This is a genomic window from Sphingomonas sp. 37zxx (assembly GCF_000786205.1).
Taxonomy (GTDB): Bacteria; Pseudomonadota; Alphaproteobacteria; order Sphingomonadales; family Sphingomonadaceae; genus Sphingomonas.
Genome location: NZ_JROH01000012.1, coordinates 85,496 through 99,996, shown reverse-complemented (window position 1 = coordinate 99,996; position 14,501 = coordinate 85,496). Strand labels below are relative to the sequence as shown.

The window sequence follows — 14,501 nt, the reverse complement described above, 5'->3', positions numbered from 1 at the left end:
AAAGGATCAGCGCACCACGTCGGCGTACATCCATTCGGCGGCTTGGGTCGGCGTGCATGTGCGCCAGCGTTCGGGAATGGCGAGCGCTTCCGTATCGCTGCTTGGCATAGGCGTGCGTGCACGAAGAGGCGCTTCCGGTGCGTGAAAGCCCGATTCGGATTGGAGCTGGCGCTCGGCATCGGCGTACGCATCCCGGTAGGCGCGGTAGAGCACAAGCTCGACCTTCCATCGGAGATTGTCGTCGGGTTCAAGACCAGCCTCCCCAAGATGCTGGTTTAATTCGCTTGGTCGAACGGGCGTGATTCCGCGCTCTTCGCGCAGCCCAATCGTCTGGCGCAGGTCGGCAACCCGGCGCTCGTCCCAGCCTTCAGACCGCAGCCGGTCCTCCTCTTCGGGCATGAAGGAGAGGTGGCCGCCCACCCGGGCCAGCCGGTCGAAGTAATCGACATAGGCATTATTGGCGGCAGACAGGAGCTCAGCATCGCCCGGCGCTGCACGCTGCTGCGTGCAGAGCTCCGCAAGGCGTGCCTCATACATGTCGCGGGCGATCCTCTGCAGCTCGCGCTCAGTCAGGTCGCGCTCGGCGCGCATGCGTTGGTTCAGCACATTAACCACCCGATCATAGGACGCGGTCAATGCCGCGCCCCGGTTCCGTGCCTGCAGCCGGTCGGGGGTCCCGAGCGACAGGCGAATATCAATGGGCTTATTATGGAACGAAAAATGAACTCTGCGCCACCAGAAAATATGGCCGCGGCGATAAATGTGTTGGAGTGAGGCCAAGGTAGATGATCTCCCCGGACAGCCCATTGGCACACTCGAATGTACACGCTGGGATGTCCGAACCGGGGCTAGCCAGTTAAATCAGGCACTTAGCAGAGAAATTGGCTGGGGCGGCAGGGTTCGAACCTGCGCATGGCGGCATCAAAAGCCGCTGCCTTACCACTTGGCGACGCCCCAGCAAGGAGGGCGCTTATAACCGTGCGCGCGGGTTAGGGAAGGGGGTTTTAGGCCAGGTGCTCTACCCAATTGTGCGGATCGGGTGCCTGGCCGCGCTGGATTGCCACCAATTGCGCGCGAATTTTGGTCGTCACCTCGCCCGGCCCGCCATTGCCGATTCGGAAATCGCGCGCAGTGCCGCGCACCCGGCCGATCGGCGTCACCACCGCCGCGGTGCCACAGGCAAAGCTCTCGCGCAGTCGTCCGCTGGCGGCATCGGCCTCCCATTGGTCGATCGCATAGGGCGTCTCGCACACCGTCATGCCGGCGTCGCGCGCCAGCGTCAGGATCGAATCGCGGGTGATGCCGGGCAGGATCGTCCCCCCCAGCGGCGGCGTTTGCAGGCTGCCATCGTCCATCACGAAAAACGTGTTCATGCCGCCCAGTTCCTCGACATAGCGACGCTCGACCGCGTCGAGGAACACCACCTGGTCGCATTCCTGGCGAATCGCCTCTGCCTGTGCCAGCAGCCCGCTGGCATAATTGCCGCCGCACTTTGCAGCGCCGGTGCCGCCGGGCGCGGCGCGGGTGAAGTCATCCGACACCCACACCGTGATCGATGGTGCGCCGCCCTTGAAATAAGCCCCGGCGGGCGATGCGATGACCATGTAGAGATATTCGGCCGAAGGCTTCACTCCCAGGAACACCTCGCTCGCGATCATGAACGGGCGCAGATACAGCGATCCGCCGTCGATGCTGGGCAGCCAGTCGCGATCGGCACGTACCAGCGCACGGATCGATTCGAGAAACAGCGCCTCGGGCAATTCGGCCATCGCCATCCGCCGCGCCGATTCGGCAAAGCGCCGCGCATTGGCGTCGGGCCGGAACAACGTCGCGCCGCCGTCATCGGTGCGATAGGCTTTCAGCCCTTCGAAAATCTCCTGTGCATAATGCAGCACCGACGATGCCGGGTCCATTTGCAGCGGCGCGCGCGGGCAGATTCGCGCATCATGCCAGCCTTGCTCGGTATTCCAGCGGATCATCGCCATATGGTCGGTGAAAATCCGCCCGAAGCCGGGATTCGCCAACAGCGCCTCGCGCTCTGCCACCGGCACCGGGGCGGGATGGGCTTCGATCGAAAAAGGCAGCATCGCGGCGTCGGGCATCGGGGCATCCAGGCTGAAGCAGCCATGGGAGCGCCACGGCCAAGGGTTGCCGAACGGTAGTAGCGCTGTCAAAACAGGTCAACATGGCTGGCCCAATTATCCCCGATCCGATCCGATCAGATCCCATGCGGACCGCATCGCCGCTGTTCCTGCGCGAACCCGAAATCCGCAAGGGCGTCGAATTGCTCTATTTCGGCTACAGCCATCTGACGCGCGCGATCGATGAGGCGCTGGCGGCGCGCGGGCTGGGGCGGGCGCATCACCGCGCCCTTTATTTCATCGCCCGCCAGCCCGACCTGACGGTGAGCGAATTGCTGGCACTGCTGGCGATTACCAAGCAATCCTTGGGGCGCGTGCTCAACGACCTGATCGAGCGCGGCCTGGTCGAAATGCGCCCGGGCGACCGAGATCGCCGCCAGCGACTGTTGCGGCTCACCGGCGAGGGCACTGCGCTCGAAACCGCGCTGTTCGATCAACTGCGCGAACGCCTGTCGGCGGCCTATGCCAGCGCGGGGCAGGGCGCGGTCGGCGGCTTTTGGGCAGTACTCGAAGGGCTGATCCCCGAAACCGAACGCGCCCGCATCGCCGCGCTGGGTCGCTAACCCCCCTCCCGGTTTGCGGGAGGGGAGGCGCATCATGCGACCTTGAACCCCTCCTTGTTCACCGCGTTCGTCAGCGTTTTGTTCTTTTGTTCGGACAACTGCGCGCGGAGGGCCGGGAATAATTCGGTTTCTTCCTCGGTCATGTGCTGTTCGATGTCGGCGCGGAACTTGCGGACCTTGATCAGGAAATCGGGCGCGCTTCTGGGCGTGTTTTCCAGATCGTATAGATGCTGCTTCACATAGCCATGATCGCGGGTCAGGTGATCGGCGGCGTCGACCTGGCCCGCCTCGCGCAGCGCCGGATAGATCACATTCCCTTCCTCGACATCATGCTTCATCAGCGTATGCTTCATTTGCGCCAGCAGCATCCCGCGCTTGATCGTGTTGCGCGTGTCGGTCGCCTCGAGCGCGTCGAAGATCTTGAGCACCGCCTTGTGCTCCAGCGTCAGCGCTTCCACCCAGTCCCCGGCAAAGGCGCTGGGAGCCTGCACCGCCGCCTTGCGCCCGATCATCGCGAGCATACCCAATGCCACCCCCGCCGTCGCCGCGCCCGCCAATACGGAAAAATTGGCCTTTTCAGCGTTGGCGGGGTCTTCGCCCTCGCGTTCGGTCATGGTCGTCGTCGTCATTACTCGCCTCCGTTACATCGCATCAGCAAGACAACGGGTTAGGGCGAGGCGCGTTCCGTGCGCGGGTTCAGCGCCGCGCGGCGGCGGCCATCTCGGCATTGCGGCGAGTCGCCGCCGCCAGCGTGCGCGTGACCAGCGTGACCAGCGAATCGTCGGCATCGAGCACGTTCAGCCCCTCGCGGGTCGATCCGCCGGGGCTGGCGACCCGATCGGCCAACACGCTGGGATTCTCCTCGGCATTGGCGGCCATGATCGCCGATCCCTCGACCGTCGCCCGCGCCAGCCGCAGCGCCTGATCGGCGGGCAATCCGAGTGACGCCCCGCCCTTGGCCAGCGCATCGATAAAGCGATAGGTAAAGCCCGGCCCGCTGCCCGACAGCGCAGTCACGACGTCGAACAGCGCCTCGTCCTCGATCCATTCGACCAGCCCCAGCGGTGCCATCAGCGCCTCGGCGGCTGCGCGCCCGGCGGCATCGCCATGCAGCGCCACCACGCCCTTGCCGATCGCGACCGGCAAATTGGGCATCGCGCGCACCACCGAATCGGCGGCGAAGCGCTGCGCCAGGGTCGACAGTTCGACACCGGCCAGGATCGACACCAGCAACGGCACCGGCACCGGCACCGGCACCGGCATGGCCCCTTTGCGCAAGCCGGGCAGCGCCTGATCGATCAACTGCGGCTTCACCGCCAGCACGACGATGTCGGGCGTCGGCACGCCGGGCAGCGCGGTATCGGGGGCGTCCGCCAGCACCGTCACCCCCTTTGGCACCGGGGGCAGGCCAGGATCGATCACGGTGACACGGTCGGCGGGCATGCCGCTGGCGATCCAGCAGCGCAGCATCGCCCCGCCCATATTGCCCGCGCCCACCAGCCATAGCGTCGGCGCGCCGCCTTGGCCGCTCACGCTTCGCCCTGCGTTTCGATCAGCGATGCGGCGATGGCTTCCTTGGGGGTCTTGCCGCCCCACAATACGAACTGAAACACCGGATAAAAGCGCTCGCATTCGTCGATCGCGCTTTCGATCAGCATTTCGGCCTGTTCGAGCGACAGCGTGCCGCCGTCTTCGCCATCGATCATCGCGGCATGACGGTAGAGAAGGATGCCGCTGCTCGACCATAGCTCGAAATGGCCGATCCATAGCTGTTCGTTGACCAGCCCCATCGTCTCGTAAATGATCGCGCGGCGCTCATCGGCGATCCGTACATCGGGAAAGGCCAGGAACTGCAGGACGTTATCGTCCTCGCGCCAGATCGCGCGCAGCTCATATTCGGCCCAGCTACCCTTTACCCGAGCAACGATCTCATCGTCTTCGCGCTCATGGCTCCAGCCATGCGCGGAGAAATAGCTCTCGAGCATGTCGATAGGGGCCGCATCGTCGCGGTCGAAATCGGCTTCTTCGAGCATGGTCATCCTTTGCACGGCCCGTGTGCCCGATGCAAATCGTGTCTTGCTACTGTGAGGCACGCAAGCGGGTTGCGCCGCTTGCGTGCAGGAACCTGTGGACGGTGGGTCAAGTGGCGGGGGGCGTCGCCAGCCGCGCTTCAAGCGCGTCGATCCGGGCCTTCAGCACGTCATTCTCGTCGCGCGCGGCGGCTGCCATCGCCTTCACCGCTTCGAATTCATCGCGTGCCACGAAATCGAGCCCGCCGATCCACTCGCGGGCGCGGTCGCGCGCTGCGCCTTCGGCCTCGCGGCCCATGCCTGCGATCGTGCCGGCCGCGCCGTTCAGAATCTTGGCGAAATCGTCGAACAGGCGGTTTTCGGTCTGCATGTTGGGTTCCTTGAAGCTTTAAAGCTCAATTTGGGTGGACGCGCCCGATGGCACAAGGGTTTCGCCATTGGGGTTCAACCGGTCAATCTCCCACGACAACAGCAAAGCAAAGCTTAGCCAGCAAAGATACGGCACCAGCAGCCATGCCGCCAGCGTGCGAACGCGGCTGAACAGAAAGGTCGTCGCGATCGCCAGTACCAGGATGATCGCGATATGGATCACTGCAAAGCTCACCATGTGCGCGCCAAAGAATAACGGTGCCCAGGCAAGGTTCGCCAGCAATTGCACGATGAACAGGCCGATTGCCAGCCCGCGCCCGCGTGCGCCGCGCGCATTGAGCACGATCGCCAGCGCGACGCCCATCAACAGATACAGCGTCGTCCATGCGACAGGGAACGCCCATCCGGGCGGCTGCCAATCGGGCCGGGCCAGCGCCATATACCACGGATTTTGCGATCCCGTCGGCGCGATGCGGCCAGAAAGAAACCCTAACAACACTATCGCGGGGACGGTCACCATCGCCCAACGCAGAAAGGATAGTCGCAACTGGCCCCGTGACGCTAATTCGCGCATGCCGTTCCTTCTCGTCGGCCGCATCTGCACGGCGCACCGCCCTAAACCAAGACGCGGCGCGATGAAATGACTTGTGTCGCACCGCAATGGGACGTTTTTTCAAGTCGCTGCGGGTATCGGCTTGGTCGGCGCGCGGTGCTTCTTGGCCGCCCGACATTGTGCCTTCATCCAGGCAGGCTTGCCGCGATCAGGAATTCGATATTGCCCTCCGGCCCGGTGATCGGGCTTTCGACCACGCCTTCGACCGTCCAGCCGATGCCGCCAAGCCAGCCGGCAACGTCGTCGCACACCCGCGCATGCACCACCGGGTCGCGCACCACGCCGCCCTTGCCCACTTCATCGCGCCCCGCTTCGAATTGCGGCTTGATCAGCGCCAGCAGTCGCCCGCCGGGCCGAACGAAGGACAAGGGCCGATCGAGCACCTTGGCCAGCCCGATAAAGCTTGCGTCGCACACCACCAGGTCGATCGGCTCGGGGATGTGCACCGGCGTCAGGATCCGCGCGCTGGTTTGTTCGTGCACCACCACGCGCGGATCCTGCCGCAGCTTCCACGCCAGTTGGTTGGTCCCTGAATCAACCGCATAGACCCGCGTCGCCCCTTGGGTCAGCAACACGTCGGTGAACCCCCCGGTCGATGATCCCACGTCGATCGCGACCACCCCCTCGACCGTCCAGCCGAAATGCGCGAGGCCATGCGCCAGCTTCACCCCGCCGCGCGAGACCCAGGGATGATCGCGCCCGCGCACATCGAGCACCACGTCGTCGGCCAGCGCCTGACCCGGCTTTTCCACCTTGCGATCGCCCGCGAATACCAGCCCGGCCATCACCAGCGCCTGCGCGCGGGTTCGGCTTTCGGCCAGGCCGCGATCGACGAGCATCTGGTCTACGCGCAGCTTGGGCACGGGGCGGCTCCTTCAAGCACTGGGGGCGACAGCAGCGCGGACGCGAGGCGGGCGATCAGTATGCCAGCCGCACCAGCTTGGCCTTGCGCGTCGTCAGCTTCGCCAGCACGCTGTCATAGCCTGCCAGATGCCCCGCGCCGATCGCCATGAAAACCGTGCCCGGCGTTTCCAGCCGCTTCTCGATCCAATCGGCCCAGCGTTCGTTGCGGTCGTTCAACAGCACCTTGGCGATTTCGGGGTTCTCCCGCAGGCTGTCGTTCATCAACTTGCCCAGTTGCTCGGGATCACCCTTGGCCCATGCCTTCACCATCGTGTCGATCATCGGCCCCATCTTGTCGACCTCGTCCACCGTCGACATCAGGAACTTGATCTGCGTCGGCTCGGGCAGCGTATCGAAATAGCCCAGTTGCTGCTCGGCGGTCTCCAGCCCGATCACCGGCTTGCCCGCTGCCTTTGCCGCCGCGGTCACCTGCGCCTCGACGCCATTGGCCGGATCATAGCCAAGCTTCTGCAACGGCAGCAGGCTGAGATTGATCGAGGCGAACCAGGGATCGAGCCGGTCAAACGCATTGGCGGGCAGGCCAAGCCCGGTCACCGCCTTGGCATAGGCATCGCGCTTGTCGGCGGGCAGCTTCTCGGTCAGCGTCGGGCCAGTGGGGTTCACCGCCATTTTGATGACCAGATTCTGCATCGTCGGGGTGTCGGGCGTCACCATTTCCAGCACCACCTGGTCGCTGGCATCGAACGCGCGGCGCACCGCATCATCGAACCAGGACAGCCCGGGCTTCAACACATGGATGGTGCCGAACAGATAGATCGTCGTGTCCTCGTCGCGCACCACCCACAAGGCGGGATCGGCATCGACCGTCTTGGCGGCCGCCGGTGCCGCCGCCGCCGGTGCGGGCACCGGAACGGCCTGCGCAAACAGCGTGGCCGGCAGAAACGCGATTGCGAGCGCGGCACCAGTCTTCCAGAGTGATTTCACGGTGATTCTCCTGTCACAAATGCGTTGATATTCAGCGGCGCAGCTTGCGCCAGCCATACGTGCCTGCCGCAGCCAGATAGGTTGCGATGAAGATGATCAGATCGTCAGGTTCGCCGACGACCTTGCCCTTGGCCAGTACGAACCAGCTAGGATAGAGCAGCAGATAGACGTTCAGCCCCATCGTCGTCGCCGCCAGATGATCACGGCGATCATATTCGTCGGCCTGTTTCCACAGCCGCCAACTGCCCAGGCAAATTGCGGTAACGCCGATCACTACCATAGCAATCGCCCAGCCGGCGGGCAGGGTGCCACTGCTTTCGTCCTCGACCAGCGCGGTGCCCAGTCCCGCGAAAAAGCCGACCGCAGCCAATATCCCGACGGTCACCATCAGCCGGCGACGTTGGCGCGCTGCGGCCAGTTCGCCGGGGCCGATCGGCTCAGCCATTGGGCGCGTTCCCATGCTCATCATCGAAAATCTCCTCGATCGGGGAATCGAACAGGCGCGCGATCTTGAACGCCAGCGGCAGCGAGGGATCGTATTTCCCCGTCTCGATCGCGTTCACCGCCTGGCGCGACACGCCCAGCCTGCCGCCAAGCTCGGCCTGGCTCCAGTCCCGTTCGGCGCGCAACACTTTCAGGCGATTTTTCATCCACACCTCGGCGGGTTCCCCTGCCATGTCTAGCTGACTGAATGTCAGGGGACCATGACAAAATGCTGCGAGGTAGTGGTGATGTCAAGCACCCATGACTAAAGGTCTCGCAACCCTTACCTCTGCCTTATGCCGCTGCGTCGAATTTGTTGAGCTTTCGCTTCCCGAACAACAGCTTGCGTTCCAGATGCAAGCGGACCGCCGCGTAATAGGCGTCGAGGAATTCCCGGTCGTCGGGCATGTCGTGGCGATCGATCCTGCGCCGAATCGCCGCCGCGACCGTCGTGATCGAATCGCGATCGGCGCGGCGCAGCACCTCCTCCAGCTTTTGCAGCTCATATTGGCCATAGGCGTCCAGCTCTTCGGCGCTGAAGGCGGTAGTCGCCGCCGGCGGTGCGGCTGCCAGCAGGTCAGCCCCGATCCGCCGCCGTTCGGTTTCGATCACCCAGGTGCCCGCAACCACATCGCCCGCGCGCAGCCGATCGCGGTTGAAGGCGGGAAAAAACAGAAAGATTGCCGCCCACAACAGCCCCGCCGCGCCCGCCCAGCGATCGCCAATCCCTTGCGATGCGCTATAGGCGGTGAACATCAGTGGCAGGAACACCTCGATCTCGCGCATCAGGTTGCGCGCGACGATCGCCCCGCCGGTCAGCCGCCCGCCATCGCGCGCGATCACCCGCAGCCGCATCACCCGCTTGCCCAGGGTCGCGGCTCGCGCGCCGCTTTCGGCGAGGATGAAATAGAAGTTCCGCAGGACGAAAAAGCCAAGCATCCACAGGATCGACATCAGGCTGCCAAACGCGCTGCCCAGCCCCGAATGAAAGGCGAAGATGGCCAGGGTGGTGCCGATCAGGATCGCCAGCATCACCAGCGCGTCGATGATGAAGGCGCCTGCCCGCGCGCCTGATCCCGCCAGCTTCAGGTGCAGCGTCACCCCCTCGGGCGTGACCAGCCGGCGCTCCAGCCCGATCCGCTTGCGCTTACGCCTTGCCACGCACTCGCCCCCCGAACGCGAAATAGCCGCTCCACGCCGCCAGCATCGTCAGCGCTATCGCATAGCGCGCATCGTCGGTGCGGACCAATTGGCGGGCAAAGCCTTCGAGCAATCCGGCGACCAGCAGCATCACCACAACCCCGATCATCGTGATCGCCGCGCGCCGCCCGGCCTCCGCCGCCGCCGCCATCCGCGTGCGCGCGCCGGGAAAGGCAACCGCGCGCCCGATATGGAACCCGGCCCCCGCCGCGATCAGGATCGCGAAAATCTCGGTCGTGCCGTGGATCGAAAGCCAGCCGAGCAGCCCCCAGCCAAGCCCCTTGGGCACATACACCGCAAAGAACGCCCCCATCAGCGCGCCATTGGCGGCAAGCAGCAACATCGTCGGCACGCCAAACGCAAAGCCGAGTGCAAACACCAGGATCGACACCTGCGAATTATGCGTGAAAAGCTGGGTGGCGAACACGTCCAGCCCATTCGCCTTGGGCTCGCCATATAGCGAATCCTGCAGAAACGCCTTGCTCGCCTGCATATCGCGCCCGTTGGCCATGCCGTCATCGACGATGCCGGCAAACCAGGCCGGATCGGCCACGACCAGCGCATAGCCGGCCAGCGCGCTCGCGGCGAACAGCGCCAGCGCCAGCAATATCTCGGGCATGATCCCGCGCACCGCCTGTGGCCATCCGCGCGCGAAAAAGCCGATCAACTGGCGCAGCATCGGCGTGCGCCCGCTGTAGAGGATGAAATAGGCACGGGTCGCCAGGCTCTCGAGATAGCCGACCAGGCTGGCGTCGAGCGACGTCTCGCGCGCGATCGACAGCGCCGACAGCGTCGCGCGATACAGGCGCGGCAGCTCGACCAGTTCGGCGGGCGACAGCCGCTTGGCCGAACGCTTCTCGACAATATCGAGCAACGCCTCCAGCCGCGCCCAATCGCCCTCACGCTCAGCCCGGAAATTCCGCGCGGTGAAAAAGGGGGTCATATATTCCTCCCCGGCACGGGGAGGGGGACCAGCAAAGCTGGTGGAGGGGGGCTTCCCCAAGCGATCCGTGGCTGGAGAGTCCCCTCCACCGCTGCTTCGCGGCGGTCCCCCTCCCCGTGCCCGGGAAGAATATGGTTGCACCCCATCACCCCTGCTCCCGCAACGCCAGATACCGTTCGACCAGCGCCAGCGGCATCGCCGCCGGATCGGCCTCGATCACCTCGATCCCCATTCGTTTCACCCGTTCGATCACGATCCGCCGCTCGCGCAGCAGCGCCTGCGCGACATTGGCGCGGGTCACGTCGTCGGCACCCTGCGGCGGCGCCGCGATAAAGCCCTCCAGCTCGACATCGTGGAACAGCACGAACAGCACGCGGTGCCGCCTCAGCAGCCTTTGCCCCGCCGCCAGCAGCAATTCGGCGGCGGTAGGATCGGTGAATTCGGTGAAGATCACCACCAACGATCGCCGGTCGAGCCGCTGGTCGAGCGCGGTCAGCGACAGCGTATAATTGCTCTCGCCCACTCCATAATCAATGTCGGCGGCATGCGCGTGCAGGCTGGCGAAGCTGCGCGCGCCGGTCAGCGATCCGCTGTCGACCTGGGGCCGCGCGGCAAAGCCGAACAGCCGCACCCGATCGCCCGATTTCAGCGCGACGAACGCCGCCAGCAGCGCCGCCGACACCGCACGATCGACTCGCGGCACGCCATCGACCGGATCGGCCATCGCGCGCCCTGAATCGATCGCCAGCACGACGGCATGGTCGCGCTCGGTGCGATATTCGCGGGCATAGAGCGACAAATGTCGCGCCGACGCTTTCCAATCGATCGCGCGGCGCTGCATCCCCGGCTGAAACTCGGTCAGCGCCTGAAACTCCTGCCCGTCGCCGCTTTCGGTTCGCATCCGGGTGCCGAACTGCGCGCTCCGCAGATATTGCCGCATGCCCTGTTCGCGGGTCGGGCCAATATCGGGGACGATGCGGATTGCGGTATCGGTGGCGATCCGCCGCTGCCGCCAAGCAAACCCCAGCGGCCCGCGATGCCGCGCCCACAGCGCCGAGACATGCGCGGTCCCGCGGCGGGGGGCGTCATACGCCAGCGCATCTTCGATACCCTCTCCCCCTTCGACAAGCTCAGCACGAACGGGGGAGGGGGCGCGAGCCCTCTCGAGCGGAGCGCTGACCTCAGCCGCGAATTCCGCCCCCACCCCACCCGCAATCGCAGGGCTAAGTAAAACCCGGCCCCCCACCGGCACCATCGCGGGCACGTCCACCGTCGGCGCCCCCGCCAGCGAAGGCGCAAGCATCCCGTCGACGAACACCGCCGCCATCACGACCACCACCCATCCGATCGCCGCGACCCAGCCGCCGGGCACCGCGACGCCCAGCGCCAGCGCCACCGGCGCCGCCACCGAGACCAGTATCGCCGCGCGCTGGGTGGGATAGATCAACGCGGTGCCTCGGTCGCCTCGATCAGTTCGGCCACGACATCGTCGATCCGCCGCCCGTCGATCTCGGCGGCGGGTGACAACAAGATGCGGTGGCGCAGCAGCGCGGGGGCCAGCGCCTTCACATCGTCGGGGATCACATAATCGCGCCCGTCGAGCGCCGCCGCCGCGCGCGCCGCGCCGGCCAGCGCCGATGCCGCGCGCGGCGATGCGCCACTGGCGCAATCGCGATGCGTCCGCGTCGCGCGCACCAGCGCGACGATATAGTCGATCACCGGATCGGCCAGCGTCACCCCGCGCACCGCATCGATCGCGGCGGCCACCTGATCGCGCGTCGCGACTTCGCCGACGCCGCTGTCCTCTGGGCGCGGGGTGCCGGTGCGCTTGCCATATTGCGCGACGATCGCGCGCTCGCTGGCTTCCGAAGGATAGCCGATCGCGATCTTGAACAGGAACCGGTCGAGCTGCGCCTCGGGCAGCGGATACACGCCTTGTTGCTCGATCGGGTTCTGCGTCGCCAGCACGGTGAAGCGATCGGACAAACGCTCGGTATTGCCATCGAGCGTGATCGCGCGCTCCTGCATCGCCTCCAGCAACGCCGCCTGCGTCTTGGGCGGGGTGCGGTTGATCTCGTCGGCCAGCAGCAATTCGCAAAACACCGGCCCGCGAGTCAGTTCGAACTGGCTGGTCTGGAAATTGAACAGGTTCGATCCGACGATGTCGCCGGGCATCAGATCGGGGGTGAACTGAATCCGCCCGAAATCGAGCCCCGTCGTGCGCGCGAAGCTTTGCGCCAACAGCGTCTTGGCGGTGCCCGGTGCTCCTTCGAGCAGCACATGCCCCGCCGACAACAGCGCGACCAGCAGGAAGCGGACGACGTCGCTTTGATCGACCACCGCCTTGGCGATTTCGGCGTCGATCGCCTCGCCCAATGCGCGGACTTCGTCGAGGGTCATGCTGTCTCCTGTCGCCAGTCGTGCAGGCTTTGCGCCGCCGACACTAATTCGGTTTCGTTGGTTGCGCGCCGCAGCCTTTGGTCACGCAGCGTATAGCCGGGCTGTTGCGCTTCGATCCAGTTGGCCAGCGCCTCACCCTTGATATGCCCCGGCGCGCGCATCTGCTGGCCCAGCCAGTCGCGCATTGTATCGGCATAGGCGCTGCCGCCCGCGCCCGCCTTGCCCGCCGCGCGGGTCAGCCCGGCAATGGTGTCGAGCAACGCCGCCTTGCCGAACGCCAATGCGCGGGCATCGCGCAGCGGCGGACCGAAGCGCGCGACGCTGGCCCAGCCGGCCAGCGCGGCGGCAGCGAGCAGCGCGATCGTCACCGCGATAAAGGGCGGGGTGAACATTAATTTCACCAAATTGCGGTCGCCGGGGCGGTATTGCAGCGTCAGGTCGAACGCGATCCTTCCCGGCGCGGCGATGCCCATCCATTCGAGCGCGGCGATCATCGCAACGGCATTGCGCGGGTCGCGCATCGCGTAATTATTCGCCAGGTCGGGGTCCGCCATCACATAGACGTTGCTGCCGGTTATCCGCCCCAGCAGCGCGCCGCTGCCGCGCACCGATACCATCGGCGTGATGCCCGAGCCGGTAATCGTCGCGGGCCGTTCGATCGGGCCAAAGGCGGGAAGATCGGACTGGTTCTGTGGCCGGCGAACGCCGTCCATCTGTTCATATTCGGTCTTGCTGAAATCGGACAGCATCGCCGCGATCCGTCCCGTGCCGAAATCGGCTCCATCGATACGGCGCTCGCGCGTGCTCGACAGCCCGTCGCGCTCGGTCTGCCATTTGGGCAGGATGATCAGCGACGGGCCATCGCCGCGCTGGCGCAGAATGTGGCGCAGGTCCGCCGCCGTCACGCTGCGATCAGGGGTCAGGATCACCAGATCGTCGGTCGCATAATCGTTGGGGTCGCGCAGCATCCGCACGTCGATTCCCGGTGTCCGCGTCAGGATGTCGTGCAGCGCCAGAAAGCCCGTGGCACCCTTGGCGGCGGGGCCGGGTGCCCGGCCCACCTGCCGGTTGATCTCGTCGCCAAAGCCCGACAGCACCAGAAACCCAAGCAACAGCACCGCGCCCAGCACCGTCAGCACGATGCCCGCGCGGGTTCCGAACGGGGCGGGGTTGGCCCCTGTCGCAGCGTCGGTCACAGCGCGAATGCCGCATAATCGTCGCGCGCGCGCTGCCATTCCGCCGCGCCCAGCGGCCGCCGCGCGAACAGCCCGCGCTCGACCAATGCGACGATCCGCGCGAAAACCGCGCGCGCATTGCCCGGCAACGCATCGACCGCAGCGATGTCGCGCGACGTCAGCGACGGTCGAACGACGCCGCCGCGCCAGCGCTCAATATCCTCGATGCTGCGATGAAGCAGCAGCCGCACCGCCTCGTCATAACGCTGCGCCCCGGCCAGCGCCTCTGCCTCGGCCAGCAACGCGCGCGCCGCCCCGGCCTCGGGCACCCAGCTCTCCTCGGCCACCGGCGGTGGCTTTCGCCGCCGCACATGTTCCAGGAACCAGGCGCGCGCGGGCGGGAACAGGCTGATGAACAGGATCGCCGCCAGCACCGCCAGCATGCCCCAGAATATCACTTCCCACACCGGCCCCAGCCCGACGAAAAAGCGCTGCAATGCCTCGCCCAATGCGGTCAGCCACGGGGAATCGGGTTCGGGCTCGATCCGTCGCCACGGAAAATCATATTGGATCGCGCTATCCGCGCGCACCGACGCATGCACTGCGCGGATCGCGGCTTCGTCGGGCACGGTGGGTGGGGGCAAGCTCGACTCCGGTGCGCCGCCCGGCGCGGCGACAACTGTCTTTTGACGCAGTTCGTGATTTACACGCAATGGTTTTCGCTCCACCTTGATCG

At 65.7% G+C, this 14,501-nt stretch carries 18 protein-coding genes and 1 tRNA gene; 1 reads left to right on the top strand and 18 read right to left on the bottom strand.

The genetic code is table 11. The features are described from left to right. Positions 1 to 6: 6 nt before the first annotated feature. The 3 genes from QU44_RS07975 to QU44_RS07965 form a co-directional block, all read right to left on the bottom strand. Positions 7 to 780 (bottom strand): hypothetical protein, encoded by a 774-nt coding sequence (locus tag QU44_RS07975; RefSeq protein WP_156141020.1) that lies wholly within the window; start codon positions 778 to 780, stop codon positions 7 to 9. Between the two features lie 102 nt (positions 781 to 882). Next, positions 883 to 957: transfer RNA gene (locus QU44_RS07970), tRNA-Gln, on the bottom strand. A gap of 47 nt (positions 958 to 1,004) precedes the next feature. Next, positions 1,005 to 2,102 carry a branched-chain amino acid aminotransferase gene (locus QU44_RS07965; protein ID WP_033921371.1) on the bottom strand — a complete coding sequence of 366 codons (1,098 nt, stop codon included), beginning with the start codon at positions 2,100 to 2,102 and terminating at the stop codon, positions 1,005 to 1,007. 83 nt (positions 2,103 to 2,185) lie between these two features. Here QU44_RS07965 and QU44_RS07960 point away from each other — a divergent pair, with 83 nt between their 5' ends. Beyond that, positions 2,186 to 2,704, top strand: a complete 519-nt coding sequence (locus QU44_RS07960; RefSeq protein WP_081987920.1) for a MarR family transcriptional regulator — start codon at positions 2,186 to 2,188, stop codon at positions 2,702 to 2,704. A 32-nt stretch (positions 2,705 to 2,736) separates the two neighbouring features. Here QU44_RS07960 and QU44_RS07955 read toward each other — a convergent pair whose 3' ends face one another. From QU44_RS07955 to QU44_RS07885, 15 genes are all read right to left on the bottom strand, one after another. After that, positions 2,737 to 3,333 (bottom strand): hemerythrin domain-containing protein, encoded by a 597-nt coding sequence (locus QU44_RS07955; protein ID WP_033921369.1) that lies wholly within the window; start codon positions 3,331 to 3,333, stop codon positions 2,737 to 2,739. A 67-nt stretch (positions 3,334 to 3,400) separates the two neighbouring features. Next, complete coding sequence (gene proC / locus QU44_RS07950) at positions 3,401 to 4,237, bottom strand: pyrroline-5-carboxylate reductase (protein ID WP_033921368.1); 837 nt, start codon at positions 4,235 to 4,237, stop codon at positions 3,401 to 3,403. Further along, complete coding sequence (locus tag QU44_RS07945; protein WP_033921367.1) at positions 4,234 to 4,743, bottom strand: YbjN domain-containing protein; 510 nt, start codon at positions 4,741 to 4,743, stop codon at positions 4,234 to 4,236. The genes proC and QU44_RS07945 overlap by 4 nt, the downstream gene beginning before the upstream one ends. A 100-nt stretch (positions 4,744 to 4,843) precedes the next feature. After that, positions 4,844 to 5,104, bottom strand: a complete 261-nt coding sequence (locus QU44_RS07940) for an accessory factor UbiK family protein (protein ID WP_033921366.1) — start codon at positions 5,102 to 5,104, stop codon at positions 4,844 to 4,846. Between the two features lie 18 nt (positions 5,105 to 5,122). After that, positions 5,123 to 5,677, bottom strand: coding sequence for a TspO/MBR family protein (locus QU44_RS07935; RefSeq protein WP_033921365.1), 555 nt, complete (start codon positions 5,675 to 5,677; stop codon positions 5,123 to 5,125). A gap of 164 nt (positions 5,678 to 5,841) precedes the next feature. Further along, on the bottom strand, positions 5,842 to 6,555 hold the full coding sequence (locus QU44_RS07930) for a TlyA family RNA methyltransferase (protein WP_033921399.1): 714 nt from the start codon (positions 6,553 to 6,555) through the stop codon (positions 5,842 to 5,844). Between the two features lie 79 nt (positions 6,556 to 6,634). Then, positions 6,635 to 7,564 carry a TraB/GumN family protein gene (locus tag QU44_RS07925; RefSeq protein WP_231621663.1) on the bottom strand — a complete coding sequence of 310 codons (930 nt, stop codon included), beginning with the start codon at positions 7,562 to 7,564 and terminating at the stop codon, positions 6,635 to 6,637. Between the two features lie 31 nt (positions 7,565 to 7,595). Beyond that, positions 7,596 to 8,009, bottom strand: coding sequence for a hypothetical protein (locus QU44_RS07920; protein ID WP_033921364.1), 414 nt, complete (start codon positions 8,007 to 8,009; stop codon positions 7,596 to 7,598). Further along, entirely contained in the window at positions 8,002 to 8,214 is a 213-nt protein-coding gene (locus QU44_RS07915; protein WP_033921396.1) for a helix-turn-helix transcriptional regulator, read from the bottom strand. Before QU44_RS07915 ends, QU44_RS07920 begins: the two co-directional genes overlap by 8 nt. A gap of 127 nt (positions 8,215 to 8,341) precedes the next feature. After that, positions 8,342 to 9,208: an RDD family protein gene (locus tag QU44_RS07910; protein ID WP_033921363.1), complete on the bottom strand. Its 867-nt coding sequence runs from the start codon at positions 9,206 to 9,208 to the stop codon at positions 8,342 to 8,344. Continuing rightward, positions 9,195 to 10,190 carry a stage II sporulation protein M gene (locus tag QU44_RS07905; RefSeq protein ID WP_033921362.1) on the bottom strand — a complete coding sequence of 332 codons (996 nt, stop codon included), beginning with the start codon at positions 10,188 to 10,190 and terminating at the stop codon, positions 9,195 to 9,197. Before QU44_RS07905 ends, QU44_RS07910 begins: the two co-directional genes overlap by 14 nt. Before the next feature lie 145 nt (positions 10,191 to 10,335). After that, positions 10,336 to 11,637 (bottom strand): DUF58 domain-containing protein, encoded by a 1,302-nt coding sequence (locus QU44_RS07900; RefSeq protein WP_033921361.1) that lies wholly within the window; start codon positions 11,635 to 11,637, stop codon positions 10,336 to 10,338. After that, positions 11,634 to 12,590 carry an AAA family ATPase gene (locus tag QU44_RS07895; RefSeq protein ID WP_033921360.1) on the bottom strand — a complete coding sequence of 319 codons (957 nt, stop codon included), beginning with the start codon at positions 12,588 to 12,590 and terminating at the stop codon, positions 11,634 to 11,636. Before QU44_RS07895 ends, QU44_RS07900 begins: the two co-directional genes overlap by 4 nt. After that, positions 12,587 to 13,786: a DUF4350 domain-containing protein gene (locus tag QU44_RS07890; protein ID WP_033921359.1), complete on the bottom strand. Its 1,200-nt coding sequence runs from the start codon at positions 13,784 to 13,786 to the stop codon at positions 12,587 to 12,589. The genes QU44_RS07895 and QU44_RS07890 overlap by 4 nt, the downstream gene beginning before the upstream one ends. Then, on the bottom strand, positions 13,783 to 14,409 hold the full coding sequence (locus QU44_RS07885) for a hypothetical protein (protein ID WP_081987923.1): 627 nt from the start codon (positions 14,407 to 14,409) through the stop codon (positions 13,783 to 13,785). Before QU44_RS07885 ends, QU44_RS07890 begins: the two co-directional genes overlap by 4 nt. Between the last annotated feature and the right edge of the window lie 92 nt (positions 14,410 to 14,501).